This is a genomic window from Citrobacter sp. RHBSTW-00524 (assembly GCF_013747755.1).
Lineage (GTDB): Bacteria > Pseudomonadota > Gammaproteobacteria > Enterobacterales > Enterobacteriaceae > Citrobacter > Citrobacter braakii.
This window is the reverse complement of record NZ_CP056421.1, coordinates 562,954-578,289: the sequence shown is the minus strand read 5'-3', so window position 1 is coordinate 578,289 and position 15,336 is coordinate 562,954. Positions and strand designations below refer to the sequence as shown.

Here is a 15,336-nt window from a genome sequence, read left to right as displayed (position 1 = left end):
CTTCAGCATGAGGGGCAATGGTTGCGTTACTGCATTTCGGCGGAGAGCATCAGCCGAATGACGCCAGCCGCGCGAGCGGTTGGCAGCGTCAGCACCTGTGACCATAAATCCTGCACCATTTCACAAGCGACTTTCTCTTTGCCCACACCTTTACTCGGATCAGCCATAATCTGGATATCCGGTCCAAAGCGCTGTACCAATCCCGGGCCGATGGATTGCAGATCCTGAAGCGCCAGCTGTTTCTCTTGCGCCGTAACCGTATGTTTGTTCGGGCCATAAGCCGCGTGCATCATACTCATGTCGCTGGCCATACGACGATTCATCAGCTCCCGCGGAATAATACGCACCGGGTTAATCCCGCCTTTCACCGCCGGGAACAGAAAGCGAAAACACTCGTCATCGCCCACTTTTGCCACCGCAGCAATCTGCTCGAGGTTAATTTTCATATACTCAATCACATTGGCATCGGGTGCCTGCTGCAAACGCGCCATCTGTACCTGCAGGATTTGCGGCTGAATAGCGTCGATAATCTGTTGCTCGCTTTTCCCAGCTTCTTTCAGTTGCGTTGCCTGGTTGAGGATATTCTGCCATAACGCGGGTTCTTGCTCTTTAAGTACCTGATAAACAGGCATTGCCAGCATCGCATTTTCAAATTTCTGCGCGTCCGTCAGCCCATAATCAGGGCTTTCGCGCGGGATCAGGTAGTGCACATCAAACAGATTCCACGCGACAATCGCCACCACAAAAACCACCGCGCCGGAGATCTTGCCCAGCCAGCCTTTTTTGCGAAACATGCCAACGACGATAGCAATCACCGCCCCGATATAACCCGCCAATAATACGTGTGCCCAGTTCATTAACCATCCTTATGCAAAACAGTCTCTGTTGCGGGGATATATTTCCCCTTCGTGTGTTTTGATTATTACGGCAGCAGCGAGCGATTTCCAGCCACCAGATTTTGCTAATGGAAACAGGAAAGGTTAAACCGTGCGACGATTAGCGCCGCGCGTCAGAGAAGGGAGTCAGGCTGGCACGCCGCTGTGGAAGCGGAATTCATCGTCGGGAGAAGTAATCAATGCGGCTTCTACTTCGCCAAAGAACCGCACCCGACTACTGATATCGTCGGCAGAAACCTGCTGTGCCAGCGCCAGATAGTCCTGATAGTGCCGCGCCTCGGATCGCAGCAGAGAAAGATAAAATGCCTGTAAATCGTCATCCAAATACGGCGCCAGCGCGGCGAACCGTTCACAAGAACGCGCCTCAATGTAAGCCCCGCAAATCAGTTTGTCGATTAGCGTTAATGGCTCGTGGGTTCGCACCTCTTTGAGCATGCCTTTGGCATAACGGCTGGCGGTAATTTTGACGTAGGGAATGTTGCGGCTCATCATCGCTTCACGCACCTGCCAGAAGTGGTGCAGCTCTTCTTTGATCAGCAAAACCATGCTGTCGATTAGCTTGCGCCCCCACGGGTCGTCAGTTTGCGGCATTACGCTTTTACTTATCTGTTTATTCAGCGCGATAAAATCCGGTTCATCCCCTTCTCTGAAAGCATACGCTTCATAGGGTTTCAGCCAGTCCAGTAGCGCCTGCGATCCCTGTTTATCTGCAACATACTTACGCACCAGCAGCATGGCCGTTTGCGCCGCTTTCAGCTCGCAGACGAGATGATCCGTCAGTAACAGAGGGAGATTCGCCGGGGCTCGCGCTTTATCAAGCCAGGCCTGGGGCGTTTTACAGTGCAGGAAGTTGTGGATCGGGGAGAGTATTTGCAGGTAATCCATACGTTATCCTTGGCCTACGGCAGCAGACGCTACCGTAGGTCAGCAGATGACTTAGTGACGCACGCCGTCATCATCTTCGTCGACGAGGTCTTCATCGTCGCCGTCTTCACCTTCTTCGCCGTTCGGGTCTTCAAAATAGGTGCCCCAACCGTCGTATTCCACATCAAATTTTTCAGCCAGGTTCATCAGTTGCTCAACCTGAGCGTCGATCAACTCGGCATTCAGAGCACATTCGCTCAGGATGTCACAGCAAATAACCGTGTCGCCCTCTTCCACTTCCAGCTCTTCCGGCTCGGTCACTTCATAACCCAGCTTGAAGGCTTCTACTGCCGCTTTTTCCAGGGTTTCAAAGTCGTCCGCGGAAAGGTGATGCTCGATGGTGTACAGCGCGTCTGGATCGCTGCCATCTTCGAGTAACTCTTCAATAATCAAGCGCGTTTCTTCACGCTGTTCTTCCAGTAGTTCCGGGTTTGCCATGGCTCATTCCTCATAATGTCCTGCCGATACTCTTATTGTCACATACCGCTGTCATTGCCTCCACCTTTCCAGGAAAGATTTGTTAAACAAGGTTGCAAATGAATAAACATCCATATAAATTGAATTTTAATTCAATAAATGGCCTAAGCCATGTGAGGGAACTATGTCTGCGTTTTATCAGAAACATTTTTTGAAACTGCTTGATTTCACCTCTGCTGAACTCACGTCACTGCTCCAGCTCGCCGCGCAGCTCAAGACGGATAAGAAAAACGGTACCGAGGCCGCTAAACTCACCGGTAAAAACATCGCGCTCATCTTCGAAAAAGACTCAACCCGCACCCGTTGCTCTTTCGAAGTTGCCGCATACGATCAGGGCGCGCGCGTGACGTATCTCGGGCCGAGCGGCAGCCAGATTGGTCATAAAGAGTCGATCAAAGACACCGCCCGCGTACTCGGTCGTATGTACGACGGTATTCAGTATCGGGGCCACGGTCAGGAAATTGTCGAGACGCTGGCGGAATATGCCGGAGTTCCGGTTTGGAACGGATTAACCAATGAATTTCACCCCACCCAGTTGCTGGCGGATTTACTCACGATGCAGGAACACCTGCCGGGTAAAGCGTTTAATGAGATGGTGCTGGTCTACACCGGCGATGCCCGCAACAATATGGGCAATTCCATGCTGGAAGCCGCTGCGTTAACCGGACTGGATCTGCGTCTGGTCGCGCCCCAGGCCTGCTGGCCGGAGGAAAGCCTCGTTGCAGAGTGCAAAGCGCTGGCACAGAAAAACGGCGGCAATATAACGCTAACCGAAGATGTCGCCACGGGCGTGAAAGGCGCGGACTTCATCTATACCGACGTATGGGTATCGATGGGCGAAGCGAAAGAGAAATGGGCCGAACGTATTGCGCAGTTGCGTAAGTACCAGGTTAATAGCGCGATGATGGCGTTGACCGGCAATCCGCAGGTGAAATTCCTGCACTGCCTGCCCGCGTTCCATGACGATCAAACCACGCTTGGCAAACAAATGGCGCAGGAATATGGTCTGCACGGCGGCATGGAAGTGACCGACGAGGTGTTTGAGTCACCCGCCAGTATCGTATTTGATCAGGCGGAAAACCGAATGCACACCATCAAAGCGGTGATGGTCGCGACGCTTTCCAAATCATAGCGTTGCGTGATTGAATTGCCGGATGGCGATGCTGACGCACCCTATCCGGCCTACCATCGTGCTTCCGTAGGCCGGGTAAGTCACACCCGGCAAACTGGTTTATGCTACCCGCATTTTCACCACGGCTTTGCGTACCAGCGCCGGAGCGCCGACCGCGCACAGCGGTTTATGCACTTCGCCCGGATAAAAGACGACGAAGTCACCTTCGTTCAGCACCACCGTTTTCTCCTGTTCGCCTTCCGGCAGAAAGGCGATATCTTTATCCGCCAGCCAGTCAGTTTCCGGTGCGCCCGCAGGCTGCGTGCTGAAAGTCATGCCTTCCTGACCTTTGAGCAGGATCTGAATATCCAGATAGCGAGCGTGATATTCGGCGCGGCGCTGCGCAAACGGCTCCGTCATATCTTCAGCAATCAGATAGAACAGACGTTCGCCGTCGATGTCGTGTTTACCCTTTTCCGTCGCATCCGTTACGTGCGCTTTAATGTGCTCAATCGCCTGACGCAGCTCTTCCGGCAGCCAGGCATCCAGGTTGTGAATATTGCCGACAATCATTTCAAACCCCTTAATTAAAACATCGTTTCATTTTAGTTGTTATACGAAAAAACGGTCTGCCATACCACTGCTATTTGCCAATATTTTGCGTCAACGCATGTTTATCGCTGATGATGTTAAATAATTGCTAATAGCCAGCAACAGGTTATGCATAAACTCTGCATAACTTTCGTCTCATACTTTTCAAGTCAGTCACTAACTCACTGTTATAGAAAGCTTTGTTATAAAAACCAGCAATCGATCACAGTTTACGTCTCCTTCGTTATCTTTCTTCATCGTCATATTTATTTTGAAATAAACCTTACAGCACAAATAATAAAATAATAGATTCGCATAAAAATTCATTAAATATAGAAAAACATATAAAAATCAACGCACTATTTAATTTATTAAATATTTAAATATGTACATAAAATTAACACAGTTAAATAACAAGACATATTCCTGCGTAGTAATTCAATTATTCATGTTTTTATTTTTTAAATTCTCAGAGCCATCTCATAAATTAAACAACAAATGCCAAACATCGACCTGACTGTGAAATGAATCACGTTTCTATATCAGATAAGATCTAAATATAGATTCTGAAATCAGCTGAAAAACCATGACTGCAATAAACATTATTTGCAGGCACCTCCTCTTTATTTTTTAAAATCGTATTAAAGGAATAATGATGGAAAAGCATTATGTCGGGTCTGAAATCGGTCAATTACGTAGCGTAATGCTACATCGCCCTAACCTCAGCCTAAAAAGGCTGACGCCGTCAAATTGCCAGGAACTGCTTTTTGATGATGTTCTTTCGGTAGAACGTGCAGGAGAAGAGCATGACATTTTCGCCAACACGTTACGTCAACAGGGAATTGAGGTTCTGTTACTCACTGATTTATTGACACAAACTCTGGACATCCCCGATGCCAAAAGCTGGCTACTGGATACACAAATTTCTGATTATCGCCTTGGCCCCGCTTTCGCCACGGATATTCGCGCCTGGCTTGCAGATATGCAGCACCGGGAGCTCGCCCGACATTTAAGCGGTGGGCTGACATACGGAGAAATTCCTGCCTCAATCAAAAATATGGTAGTCGATACTCACGATATTAATGACTTTATTATGAAGCCATTACCAAACCACTTATTTACCCGCGACACCTCATGCTGGATATATAACGGCGTATCCATTAATCCGATGGCAAAAACTGCACGTCAACGAGAAACTAATAACTTGCGGGCGATTTACCGTTGGCATCCACAATTTGCCGATGGTGATTTTATTAAATATTTCGGCGATGAAAATATTAATTACGACCACGCCACATTAGAAGGTGGAGATGTGCTGGTCATTGGTCGCGGCGCAGTTCTCATCGGTATGTCGGAACGTACCACGCCGCAGGGCATTGAATTCCTTGCCCAGTCGCTCTTTAAGCATCGCCAGGCAGAACGCGTCATCGCAGTCGAACTGCCGAAACATCGCTCCTGTATGCACCTCGATACCGTCATGACCCACATCGATATCGATACCTTCTCCGTCTACCCGGAAGTGGTGCGCCCGGATGTCCAGTGCTGGACCCTGACACCAGACGGGCGCGGCGGCCTGAAACGCACCCAGGAAAGTACGCTGGTACATGCCCTCGAAAAAGCACTTGGCCTCGACCAGATCAATCTGATCACCACCGGTGGCGACGCTTTCGAAGCTGAACGCGAACAGTGGAATGACGCGAACAATGTTCTGACGCTGCGCCCCGGGGTTGTGGTGGGCTACGAACGCAACATCTGGACCAACGAAAAATACGACAAAGCTGGCATCACTGTTTTACCCATACCTGGCGACGAACTGGGACGTGGGCGCGGCGGTGCGCGCTGCATGAGTTGCCCGCTGGAACGCGACGGTATTTAAGGAGACGTTATGGAAAACAAACCTACCCTGGTTGTGGCACTGGGCGGCAATGCACTACTCAAACGCGGCGAACCGCTGGAAGCCGACATCCAACGCAAGAATATTGAGCTGGCGGCAAGAACTCTCGCTCAACTCACGCAGCAGTGGCGCGTAATTCTGGTACACGGCAATGGCCCGCAGGTTGGACTTTTGGCGTTACAAAACAGTGCTTATGCCAACGTCACCCCCTATCCGCTCGATATTCTCGGCGCAGAAAGTCAGGGAATGATTGGCTATATGCTGCAACAGGCCCTGAAAAACCAGCTCCCACAGCGTGAAATTAGTGTCCTGCTGACTCAGGTTGAAGTCGATGCCCACGATCCGGCCTTCAGCAATCCCACCAAATATATCGGGCCGATTTATGACGAACCCCAGGCCCACGCGTTACAGGCGGAAAAAGGCTGGGTTTTCAAAGCCGATGGTAAAGCGTTCCGCCGTGTTGTGCCCTCTCCACAACCCAAACGTATCGTGGAAAGTGACGCCATTCGCACACTGATCGCCCGCGATCATCTGGTTATCTGCAACGGCGGTGGCGGCGTACCGGTAGTGGAAAAAGCCGATGGCTACCACGGTATTGAAGCGGTGATCGACAAAGATCTCTCCGCCGCCCTGCTCGCCAAACAAATCCACGCCGATGCGCTGCTGATCCTGACCGATGCCGATGCGGTGTATCTCGACTGGGGCAAACCTACCCAGCGCCCGCTGGCCCAGGTTACGCCGGAAAGGCTCAGCGAAATGCAATTCGACGCCGGTTCAATGGGCCCCAAAGTCACCGCCTGCGCGGAATTTGTCTCTCACTGTCACGGGATTGCTGGCATCGGCTCATTGGCTGATGGTTCGGCCATTCTCGCCGGTGACAAAGGCACGCTAATTCGGCGCGAAGCCACTGATGTTAACGCTTAAGGCTTTTTTTGCTGGGTAAAGCGAAGCCTTATCCAGCCTACATAAGGATATTTTCATGACTGTTAACCTGAAAAATCGCAATTTTCTCAAATTGCTGGACTACACCCCAACGGAAATCCAGTACCTGATCGATCTGGCTATCGAGTTAAAAACGGCAAAAAAAGCCGGACGCGAAAGGCAAACGCTGGTCGGTAAAAATATCGCGCTAATCTTCGAAAAAACGTCAACTCGCACCCGCTGCGCCTTTGAAGTCGGCGCTTTCGATCAGGGCGCACAGGTGACCTACCTTGGCCCAAGCGGCTCGCAGATTGGTCATAAAGAGTCGATGAAAGATACCGCCCGCGTGTTAGGTCGCATGTATGACGGTATTGAATACCGCGGCTACGGCCAGGAGATCGTGGAAGAACTGGGGCAGTTCGCTGGTGTGCCGGTCTGGAACGGGCTGACGAATGAATTCCACCCTACGCAGATCCTCGCGGATCTGATGACCATGCTGGAACACACCCCGGGTAAAACCTTACCCGAACTGAGCTTCGCTTACCTCGGTGACGCCCGCAATAACATGGGCAATTCGCTGATGGTCGGCGCGGCGAAAATGGGGATGGATATTCGTCTGGTCGCACCGAAATCCTTCTGGCCGGACGAGGCGCTGGTTGCCGAATGCCGTGAAATCGCCAGCGTGACGGGCGCGCGCATTACGCTCACAGAGGATGTTGAGGAAGGCGTTTACGACGTGGACTTTCTCTACACCGATGTCTGGGTTTCGATGGGGGAACCCAAAGAGGCGTGGGCAGAACGCGTCAGCCTGATGACGCCTTATCAAATTAACCAGCAGGTCATCGATGCGACCGGCAATCCCAATGTGAAATTCATGCACTGCCTGCCCGCCTTCCATAACGAGCACACCAAAGTGGGCCGTGAAATCGAAGCGGCTTACGGCCTGAAAGGGCTTGAAGTCACGGAGGAGGTATTTGAGTCAGCGCATTCCATCGTCTTCGACGAAGCAGAAAACCGGATGCATACCATTAAAGCGGTCATGGTAGCGACACTCGGCGACTAACCCCAGCGGGCATGTGTCGCCTGGCGGCATATGCCCAAGCTATCCGGAGAACATCATGGGCAAATTCAAATTTCCCAGCGCGTATACCATCCTGTTTATTCTTATTGCGCTCGTCGCCGTTATGACCTGGATTGTCCCTGCCGGGAAATACCAGATGGCGATGAATGCCACCCTGGGCAAAGAAGTGCCGGTTGCCGGTACCTATGCCCCAACAGAGGCGCATCCACAAGGTTTAACGGCTGTACTGCTGGCTCCGATTGACGGGCTTTATAACCACGAAACCTACACCGCAGGCGCGATTGATGTGGCGTTGTTTGTCCTGATTATTGGCGGGTTTCTCGGCGTGGTAAACAAAACGGGCGCCATCGACGCAGGAATCGAACGCGTGACGGTCAGGCTGAACGGCAAAGAAGAGTGGATGATCCCCATCCTGATGGGACTTTTCGCCGCCGGAGGCACGATTTACGGCATGGCGGAAGAATCACTTCCTTTCTACACCTTATTGGTTCCGGTCATGATGGCTGCGCGCTTTGATCCACTGGTTGCTGCTGCAACCGTTTTGCTTGGCGCAGGCATCGGCACCCTCGGTTCAACAATCAACCCTTTCGCAACGGTTATCGCCGCTAACGCCGCCGGGATCCCCTTCACCCAGGGAATGCTGATGCGCATTCTGCTGCTGGTCGTCGGCTATGTTATCTGTGTGGTATGGGTCATGCGCTATGCACGGAAAGTTCGCAGCCATCCTGAGCTTTCCATCGTGGCCGATAAAATGGAGGAAAACCGTGCCCATTTTCTCGGTAGTCGCGCCAATACCAATCTTGAATTCACGGCTACGCGTAAGTGGATCCTGCTGATATTCGCCGCCGCCTTTGCAGTGATGATTTATGGCGTCGCGGTGCTCGGCTGGTGGATGGCGGAAATATCTGGGGTTTTTCTGGCATCTGCGATTATCGTCGGCGTGATTGCCCGCATGAGTGAAGAAGCATTCACCAGTACCTTCATTGACGGGGCTCGGGATCTGCTCGGCGTGGCGCTGATTATCGGCATTGCGCGCGGTATCGTCGTGGTGATGGACAACGGCATGATCACCCACACCATTTTGCACAGCGCCGAAAATTTAGTCTCCGGTCTGTCCACCACCATTTTCATCAATGTGACTTACTGGCTGGAAGTCTTGCTCTCCTTCCTGGTCCCTTCCTCGTCTGGCCTGGCGGTGCTCACGATGCCCATTATGGCCCCGCTGGCTGACTTCGCCCATGTGCAAAGGGATCTGGTCGTCACCGCGTATCAATCCGCTTCCGGCATTGTGAATCTGATTACCCCCACCTCAGCGGTTGTGATGGGTGGGTTGGCCATCGCTCGTGTTCCTTATGTGCGCTACCTGAAATGGGTCGCACCACTGCTGCTAATTCTGACGGTGCTGAACATGGTTGTTCTGAGTATCGGCGCGATGCTGTAGTCCTGCTGGCCGTCGGATCACGACGGCTTTTTTGAGCGCGCTCTCGTTTTTCTGCACAACCGTCCGTTTGAGCCGTTATTGATACTGCAAATGTGGTGAATTTCGCCATCGCATTGATACAAATGATAAATTTAGGGTGTTTTTATGAAGGAATTCGATGATTACTCGACCAAAGAGCAGAAACAGTTGGCGATTTGTCAGCGCCTGATTAGCGAAAAAAGCTACCTGTCTCAGGAAGCGCTTCGCCGCGATCTACAACACCATGGTTTCACCGGGATTAGCCAGTCAACGGTATCTCGTCTGCTGAAACTGCTCGGTGCTATAAAAATAAGAAATACAAAAGGGCAAAAAATTTATTCTGTAAATCCGCAATTACGACCCGCACCTGATGCAGCCCGATCGATTGCTGAAATGGTGGTCAGCGTGGAACACAATAGCGAGTTTATCCTCATCCACACGGCGGCTGGCTATGGTCGCGCCGTAGCCAGAATCCTCGATTATCACGCGTTGCCAGAAATTCTCGGCGTCATTGCCGGTAGCAGTATTGTCTGGGTCGCGCCGCGGGTGGTACAGCGAACGGGCCTGGTCCACAAGCAGATTAATTATCTATTCAAAATGAATTAAAATTCATAAGAACCGTTTGCGATGAATAAATAGTGCATTTTTCGCTTGATCCCATAACGGAGCTGAGTATAATCGCGGACAATTTGCCGGGAGGATGTATGGTTCAGTGTGTACGACATTTTGTCTTACCGCGTCTGAAAAAGGACGCTGGCCTGCCGTTTTTCTTTCCGTTGATCACCCATTCCGAGCCCCTCAATTGAGGGGCTTTTTTTTTGCCCAGGCGTCAGGAGATAAACATGGCTAACCCGCTCTATCAAAAACACATCATTTCCATAAACGACCTCAGCCGCGATGACCTCAATCTAGTCCTCGCGACGGCGGCGAAATTAAAAGCTAACCCGCAGCCCGAGCTGTTAAAACATAAGGTCATCGCCAGCTGCTTCTTTGAAGCGTCAACCCGCACCCGTTTATCTTTTGAAACCTCCATGCACCGTCTGGGCGCCAGCGTGGTGGGTTTCTCTGACAGCAGCAACACGTCGCTTGGCAAAAAAGGCGAAACTCTGGCCGACACCATTTCCGTCATCAGCACCTATGTCGACGCCATCGTGATGCGTCATCCGCAGGAAGGCGCTGCGCGTCTGGCAACCGAGTTCTCCGGTAACGTGCCGGTACTGAACGCCGGCGACGGTTCCAACCAGCATCCCACCCAAACGCTGCTGGATCTGTTTACCATTCAGGAAACGCAGGGTCGCCTGGACAATCTGCAAATCGCCATGGTGGGTGACCTGAAATATGGCCGCACCGTCCACTCCCTGACCCAGGCGCTGGCAAAGTTCGAAGGTAACCGCTTCTACTTCATCGCCCCGGACGCGCTGGCCATGCCGCAATACATTCTGGATATGCTGAATGAAAAAGGTATCGCCTGGAGCCTGCATGGCACTATCGAAGAGGTAATGGCGGAGGTCGATATCCTCTACATGACCCGCGTACAAAAAGAGCGTCTGGACCCGTCCGAATACGCCAACGTGAAAGCACAGTTTGTTCTGCGTGCCAGCGATCTAAACGGTGCCAGAGCGAACATGAAGGTGCTGCATCCGCTGCCGCGCATCGATGAAATCACCACCGACGTCGACAAGACGCCGCACGCCTGGTATTTCCAGCAGGCTGGCAACGGCATCTTCGCCCGCCAGGCGTTACTGGCACTGGTACTGAATAGCGAACTGGCACTGTAAGGGAGAAAAAGAGATGACACACGATAACAAACTGCAGGTTGAAGCCATCAAACGTGGCACCGTAATTGACCATATTCCCGCACAGGTTGGTTTTAAGCTGCTGACGTTGTTCAAACTGACTGAAACCGACCAGCGTATCACCATCGGCCTGAACCTGCCGTCTGGCGAAATGGGCCGTAAAGACCTGATTAAAATCGAAAATACGTTCCTGACCGACGAGCAGGTAAACCAGCTCTCCCTGTACGCTCCGCAGGCAACGGTAAACCGCATTGACGATTATGACGTGGTGGGTAAATCACGTCCGAGCCTGCCTGAACGTATCGATAACGTGCTGGTTTGCCCGAACAGCAACTGCATCAGCCATGCTGAGCCAGTATCGTCCAGTTTTTCAGTGAAAAAGCGCGCTGACGACATCGCACTCAAATGCAAATACTGTGAAAAAGAGTTTTCGCATTATGTGGTGCTGGCCAACTAATTGGTGTTGGTAATGATTTCCCGGCTCCCTATAATGGCCGGGAACATTCTATTACCGCTGTAATTCAGGAGAAATCATGAGCAAGACTATCGCGACGGAAAATGCACCAGCAGCAATCGGCCCATACGTTCAGGGCGTTGACCTGGGTAGCATGGTAATCACTTCCGGTCAGATCCCGGTCGATCCGAAAACCGGTGCCGTATCGGAAGACGTGTCCGCTCAGGCGCGTCAGTCGCTGGAAAACGTGCAAGCTATCGTTGAAGCAGCAGGCCTGAAAGTGGGCGACATCGTAAAAACTACCGTCTTTGTTAAAGACCTGAACGATTTCGCAACCGTAAACGCGACCTACGAAGCGTTCTTCACCGAGCACAACGCCACTTTCCCGGCGCGTTCTTGCGTGGAAGTTGCCCGTCTGCCGAAAGACGTGAAAATCGAGATTGAAGCGATCGCCGTTCGTCGCTAAGTCTTTTTGTGCCGGATGGCGGCTTCGCCTTATCCGGCCTACGCAAGCATAGTTTGCAGGCCCGGTAAGCGCGAGCGCCACCGGGCGTTTATCACATCACACCAAACAGTCTCGGCAGGAACAGCGAAATCGCCGGAATGTACGTGACGATCATCAGCACCAGGAACAGCACGAAGTAGAACGGCAGCATCGCCTTCACCACCTGCTCAATTTTCTGCTTACTCACCGCACTGGCCACAAACAGCACCGACCCTACCGGCGGCGTTATCAGGCCGATCCCTAAATTCACCAGCATGATCATCCCAAAATGGACCGGATCAATGCCGAGCGCGTTGGTCACCGGTAGCAAAACCGGCGTCAAAATCAGGATCAGCGGCGCCATATCCATCAGCGTACCGATCAGCAACAGCATGATGTTAATGCACATCAGGATGACGTATTTGTTGTCCGAGATGCTGGTGAAAGCTTCGGTGATACGCATCGGCAACTGCATATAGGTCATGACGGCACCGAACGCGGCGGCAAAACCTATCAGGATCATGACGATAGTGACCGTTTTCACCGTACGGAACATCAGCTTCGGCAGTTCAGACCATTTATAGTCACGATAGATAAACATGGTGACAAAGAAGGCCCACAGACAGGCAATCGCCGCAGATTCCGTCGCGGTAAATATACCTGACAAGATACCGCCCATGATGATCACAACGGTCATTAAGCCCCACAGCGTATCGACGAATATCTTCAGCGCCTGGCGAAACGGTACGCGCTCCCCTTTTGGATAACCGCGTTTGTGCGCAAAAGCGACGCACATCACCATCAGACTGAAGCTTAACAGCAGGCCCGGTAGGATCCCGGCGATGAACAGCGCGGCAATCGACACCGTCCCGCCCGTTGCCAGCGAGTAGATAACCGAGTTATGGCTCGGCGGCGTGAGGATCGCCTGCACCGAGCCGCTGGCAGTGACCGCTGCAGCAAAGTCGCGCGGATAACCTTTTTTATCCATCTCCGGGATCATTACCGAACCGATAGACGCGGTATCGGCCACCGACGATCCAGAAATTGCGCCAAAAAAGGTCGATGCCACAATGTTGACCAGCGACAGCCCGCCGCGAATAAAGCCAACGAAAATATAGGCAAAGTTTACCAGCCGCCGCGCAATGCCCCCTTCGGCCATAATAGCCCCGGCCAAAATAAAGAACGGGATCGCCAGTAGCGAAAACTTGTTCACCCCACTGGTCAGTTGGATCATCACCGCTTCCAGCGGAATATCAATGTACCAGGCCCCAATGATGGCGCTAATGCCAACCGCGTACGCTACCGGTACCCCAATCGCCAGCATAATGCCGAGCGTAAAGACGAGAATAAATGCATCCATCTGCTTTCCTTTCTGAAATGGGGGCGGTAACTAGCTGGTCGATCCCAGCATGACAACAGGACGTTGGTACTGCGAGCCACGGCAGATCTTCTCAACGATAAACAGCAGCGTAATAGCAGAGCCAATCGGCAACGGGAGATAGTTTTGCCCGGCGCTTAAAATTGGGAATTCCGCCACGGGCTGTTCCCACAGTTCGAGGCATAGCATGGAGCCGTACCACAGAATGAACAGGCTTATCGCCATTAACATAACGTCTGCGACTACCGAGCAGTAACGGCGGGAAGATTCCCCCAGACGGTCAATCACCATGCTTACCGCGATATGCGAACCTGCGCGATAGCTCACCGCCGCGCCAATAAAGGTGAATGTCACCATACAAAGAATGGCGACTGGCTCAGGCCATGACAGGGCGTTATTCAGGACATAACGCGCGAATATGCCAATGGGGATAATGGCGACCATAACCAATAATGCGATACCGGCAATCCACATTGACACTCGATAAAGAAAATCCATTACCGATGAATAGCATTCACCCATAATCATCACCTCGAATTAATCAAAAGACTCAGGCGGAGGATTGATATCCTCCACCCGATGAATTACTTCACATCCTGAATACGTTTGATCAAATCCTGGTGGTCTTTACCGTAATTATCCCGTACTGACTGCGTGGCTTTATAGAAATAGTCCGTATCAATATCGTGGAACTGAACACCGTTGGCTTTCATGGTCTCCAGCGATTTCGCATTATAATCCTGCCAAAGTTTACGTTGCTCTACCTGGGCCTCTTTAGCGAGTTTAATAATGAGTTCCTGGTCTTCTTTTTTTAACTTATCCCATTTGGCTTTCGAGAACAGAAAAAGCTCAGGAATAATAAAGTGTTTACTCCAGGTATAGTTTTTCACGACCGGCAAATAGTTATGCGCAACAAACGTTGGCGGGTTATTTTCCGTACCATCAATAACGCCGGTCTGCATGCCGCTAAATACTTCACTGACGCCCATCACAATGGAGTTAGCGCCCATCGCTTTTAGGGTATCCAGCGCTATCGGACTGGCCTGAACGCGGATTTTCATGCCGTGCAAATCTTCCGGTTTTACTACCGGATTCTTGGTGATCAGGTTGCGCGTTCCCGCATCCATCCAGCCAAGGAACACCAGTCGTGATTTGGTATTGGCTGTCAGACGGTCGCCAATCTCCTGACCAATCATGCCGTCGAGAACCTTATGCATATGGTCCTCATCGCGGAAAATATATGGCAGGGTAAACACGTTTATTTCAGGGAGAATTGCGGCAACTGGCGTCATTGAGACGCGAATAATATCAATGGCGCCTAATTGCGCCTGTTCAATCATCTGTTTTTCATCGCCTAACACACCACCTGGAAATGTTTTGATCTCCAGACGACCTTCGGTCGCGGCGCTAAGTTTCTCCCCCATATGTTTCACTGCAACAACGTTCGGGTAATCAGCCGGATGCACATCTGCGGCGCGAAAGGTTTGTGCCAGCGTTGCATGACTCGCCAGTAATACAGACGCGCCAATACACAGACTTAACAGGTTTTTTGTCAGTTTCATTTGTCCTTCTCCAGAAGTTCATAATATCCATTAACAGGAATAGCTTGCAGAGCAAATGACTGCCGGAATTAAAAACGGGCAGCGAGAAACTTTCTTAACGACGTTACCTGCGCAGACTAACTGGTGTAACAATTTATTTCGATGACTGCGTTCACAAAAAATCGCAGATGCTTATAATTTTTAGCACGCTGTTTCATTTTTGCAACGCAGATCGTTTTATTGATAAAAAAACAACGCAAAGAAGGCAATTTGATACTAATTACCCGCGTTAGCATTTCAATAAAAATAAAACACCAATATTTCGGGAG

General features: G+C 51.3%; 18 protein-coding genes. 10 read left to right on the top strand and 8 right to left on the bottom strand.

Features of this window, described 5'->3' with window-relative positions; all coding sequences use genetic code 11:
* Positions 1 to 26: 26 nt before the first annotated feature.
* From HV229_RS02825 to rraB, 3 genes are all read right to left on the bottom strand, one after another.
* Positions 27 to 857, bottom strand: coding sequence for a hypothetical protein (locus HV229_RS02825; protein ID WP_019078255.1), 831 nt, complete (start codon positions 855 to 857; stop codon positions 27 to 29).
* A 165-nt stretch (positions 858 to 1,022) separates the two neighbouring features.
* A complete protein-coding gene (gene miaE / locus HV229_RS02820; protein WP_019078254.1) occupies positions 1,023 to 1,781 on the bottom strand; it encodes a tRNA isopentenyl-2-thiomethyl-A-37 hydroxylase MiaE in 759 nt (252 codons plus the stop codon).
* Between the two features lie 51 nt (positions 1,782 to 1,832).
* On the bottom strand, positions 1,833 to 2,258 hold the full coding sequence (gene rraB, locus HV229_RS02815; protein ID WP_016151501.1) for a ribonuclease E inhibitor RraB: 426 nt from the start codon (positions 2,256 to 2,258) through the stop codon (positions 1,833 to 1,835).
* A gap of 163 nt (positions 2,259 to 2,421) precedes the next feature.
* On the opposite strand from rraB, the gene argF (HV229_RS02810) reads away from it, so the two are divergent.
* Entirely contained in the window at positions 2,422 to 3,429 is a 1,008-nt protein-coding gene (argF, locus tag HV229_RS02810; RefSeq protein ID WP_181546866.1) for an ornithine carbamoyltransferase, read from the top strand.
* Between the two features lie 99 nt (positions 3,430 to 3,528).
* On the opposite strand, the gene HV229_RS02805 is transcribed toward argF (HV229_RS02810), so the two are convergent.
* Entirely contained in the window at positions 3,529 to 3,981 is a 453-nt protein-coding gene (locus HV229_RS02805; protein WP_016151499.1) for a YhcH/YjgK/YiaL family protein, read from the bottom strand.
* A gap of 673 nt (positions 3,982 to 4,654) precedes the next feature.
* On the opposite strand from HV229_RS02805, the gene arcA reads away from it, so the two are divergent.
* From arcA to HV229_RS02780, 5 genes are all read left to right on the top strand, one after another.
* Positions 4,655 to 5,875: an arginine deiminase gene (gene arcA, locus HV229_RS02800; protein ID WP_016151497.1), complete on the top strand. Its 1,221-nt coding sequence runs from the start codon at positions 4,655 to 4,657 to the stop codon at positions 5,873 to 5,875.
* Positions 5,876 to 5,884: 9 nt separating this feature from the next.
* Positions 5,885 to 6,817 (top strand): carbamate kinase, encoded by a 933-nt coding sequence (arcC, locus tag HV229_RS02795; protein WP_019078251.1) that lies wholly within the window; start codon positions 5,885 to 5,887, stop codon positions 6,815 to 6,817.
* Positions 6,818 to 6,872: 55 nt separating this feature from the next.
* A complete protein-coding gene (argF, locus tag HV229_RS02790; RefSeq protein ID WP_094761002.1) occupies positions 6,873 to 7,877 on the top strand; it encodes an ornithine carbamoyltransferase in 1,005 nt (334 codons plus the stop codon).
* Between the two features lie 55 nt (positions 7,878 to 7,932).
* Positions 7,933 to 9,336 (top strand): YfcC family protein, encoded by a 1,404-nt coding sequence (locus HV229_RS02785; protein WP_047499900.1) that lies wholly within the window; start codon positions 7,933 to 7,935, stop codon positions 9,334 to 9,336.
* A 144-nt stretch (positions 9,337 to 9,480) separates the two neighbouring features.
* Complete coding sequence (locus tag HV229_RS02780; RefSeq protein ID WP_181546864.1) at positions 9,481 to 9,960, top strand: arginine repressor; 480 nt, start codon at positions 9,481 to 9,483, stop codon at positions 9,958 to 9,960.
* Here the strand turns inward: HV229_RS02780 and HV229_RS02775 are convergent.
* On the bottom strand, positions 9,957 to 10,079 hold the full coding sequence (locus HV229_RS02775) for a hypothetical protein (RefSeq protein WP_085951096.1): 123 nt from the start codon (positions 10,077 to 10,079) through the stop codon (positions 9,957 to 9,959). The genes HV229_RS02780 and HV229_RS02775 overlap by 4 nt on opposite strands.
* Here HV229_RS02775 and HV229_RS02770 point away from each other — a divergent pair.
* From HV229_RS02770 to ridA, 4 genes are all read left to right on the top strand, one after another.
* Complete coding sequence (locus HV229_RS02770) at positions 10,055 to 10,204, top strand: hypothetical protein (protein ID WP_230131637.1); 150 nt, start codon at positions 10,055 to 10,057, stop codon at positions 10,202 to 10,204. The genes HV229_RS02775 and HV229_RS02770 overlap by 25 nt on opposite strands.
* Positions 10,197 to 11,132, top strand: a complete 936-nt coding sequence (pyrB, locus tag HV229_RS02760; protein WP_016151493.1) for an aspartate carbamoyltransferase — start codon at positions 10,197 to 10,199, stop codon at positions 11,130 to 11,132. The genes HV229_RS02770 and pyrB overlap by 8 nt, the downstream gene beginning before the upstream one ends.
* A 13-nt stretch (positions 11,133 to 11,145) precedes the next feature.
* Positions 11,146 to 11,607, top strand: a complete 462-nt coding sequence (gene pyrI, locus HV229_RS02755) for an aspartate carbamoyltransferase regulatory subunit (RefSeq protein WP_016151492.1) — start codon at positions 11,146 to 11,148, stop codon at positions 11,605 to 11,607.
* A gap of 76 nt (positions 11,608 to 11,683) precedes the next feature.
* Positions 11,684 to 12,070 carry a 2-iminobutanoate/2-iminopropanoate deaminase gene (gene ridA, locus HV229_RS02750; protein WP_016151491.1) on the top strand — a complete coding sequence of 129 codons (387 nt, stop codon included), beginning with the start codon at positions 11,684 to 11,686 and terminating at the stop codon, positions 12,068 to 12,070.
* A gap of 91 nt (positions 12,071 to 12,161) precedes the next feature.
* Here ridA and HV229_RS02745 read toward each other — a convergent pair whose 3' ends face one another.
* The 3 genes from HV229_RS02745 to HV229_RS02735 all read right to left on the bottom strand — a co-directional run bounded on the left by HV229_RS02745 (position 12,162) and on the right by HV229_RS02735 (position 15,028).
* Positions 12,162 to 13,448, bottom strand: a complete 1,287-nt coding sequence (locus HV229_RS02745) for a TRAP transporter large permease (RefSeq protein WP_016151490.1) — start codon at positions 13,446 to 13,448, stop codon at positions 12,162 to 12,164.
* Positions 13,449 to 13,478: 30 nt separating this feature from the next.
* Complete coding sequence (locus HV229_RS02740; RefSeq protein WP_046275813.1) at positions 13,479 to 13,988, bottom strand: TRAP transporter small permease; 510 nt, start codon at positions 13,986 to 13,988, stop codon at positions 13,479 to 13,481.
* A gap of 62 nt (positions 13,989 to 14,050) precedes the next feature.
* A complete protein-coding gene (locus HV229_RS02735; protein ID WP_016151488.1) occupies positions 14,051 to 15,028 on the bottom strand; it encodes a TRAP transporter substrate-binding protein in 978 nt (325 codons plus the stop codon).
* Positions 15,029 to 15,336 lie beyond the last annotated feature (308 nt).

Coding starts and splice junctions, on each gene's coding strand:
- HV229_RS02825 (WP_019078255.1), bottom strand. CDS start 857: ATGAACTGGGCACACGTATTATTGGCGGGTTATATCGGGGCGGTGATT.
- miaE (WP_019078254.1), bottom strand. CDS start 1,781: ATGGATTACCTGCAAATACTCTCCCCGATCCACAACTTCCTGCACTGT.
- rraB (WP_016151501.1), bottom strand. CDS start 2,258: ATGGCAAACCCGGAACTACTGGAAGAACAGCGTGAAGAAACGCGCTTG.
- argF (WP_181546866.1), top strand. CDS start 2,422: ATGTCTGCGTTTTATCAGAAACATTTTTTGAAACTGCTTGATTTCACC.
- HV229_RS02805 (WP_016151499.1), bottom strand. CDS start 3,981: ATGATTGTCGGCAATATTCACAACCTGGATGCCTGGCTGCCGGAAGAG.
- arcA (WP_016151497.1), top strand. CDS start 4,655: ATGGAAAAGCATTATGTCGGGTCTGAAATCGGTCAATTACGTAGCGTA.
- arcC (WP_019078251.1), top strand. CDS start 5,885: ATGGAAAACAAACCTACCCTGGTTGTGGCACTGGGCGGCAATGCACTA.
- argF (WP_094761002.1), top strand. CDS start 6,873: ATGACTGTTAACCTGAAAAATCGCAATTTTCTCAAATTGCTGGACTAC.
- HV229_RS02785 (WP_047499900.1), top strand. CDS start 7,933: ATGGGCAAATTCAAATTTCCCAGCGCGTATACCATCCTGTTTATTCTT.
- HV229_RS02780 (WP_181546864.1), top strand. CDS start 9,481: ATGAAGGAATTCGATGATTACTCGACCAAAGAGCAGAAACAGTTGGCG.
- HV229_RS02770 (WP_230131637.1), top strand. CDS start 10,055: ATGTATGGTTCAGTGTGTACGACATTTTGTCTTACCGCGTCTGAAAAA.
- HV229_RS02775 (WP_085951096.1), bottom strand. CDS start 10,079: ATGTCGTACACACTGAACCATACATCCTCCCGGCAAATTGTCCGCGAT.
- pyrB (WP_016151493.1), top strand. CDS start 10,197: ATGGCTAACCCGCTCTATCAAAAACACATCATTTCCATAAACGACCTC.
- pyrI (WP_016151492.1), top strand. CDS start 11,146: ATGACACACGATAACAAACTGCAGGTTGAAGCCATCAAACGTGGCACC.
- ridA (WP_016151491.1), top strand. CDS start 11,684: ATGAGCAAGACTATCGCGACGGAAAATGCACCAGCAGCAATCGGCCCA.
- HV229_RS02745 (WP_016151490.1), bottom strand. CDS start 13,448: ATGGATGCATTTATTCTCGTCTTTACGCTCGGCATTATGCTGGCGATT.
- HV229_RS02740 (WP_046275813.1), bottom strand. CDS start 13,988: ATGGGTGAATGCTATTCATCGGTAATGGATTTTCTTTATCGAGTGTCA.
- HV229_RS02735 (WP_016151488.1), bottom strand. CDS start 15,028: ATGAAACTGACAAAAAACCTGTTAAGTCTGTGTATTGGCGCGTCTGTA.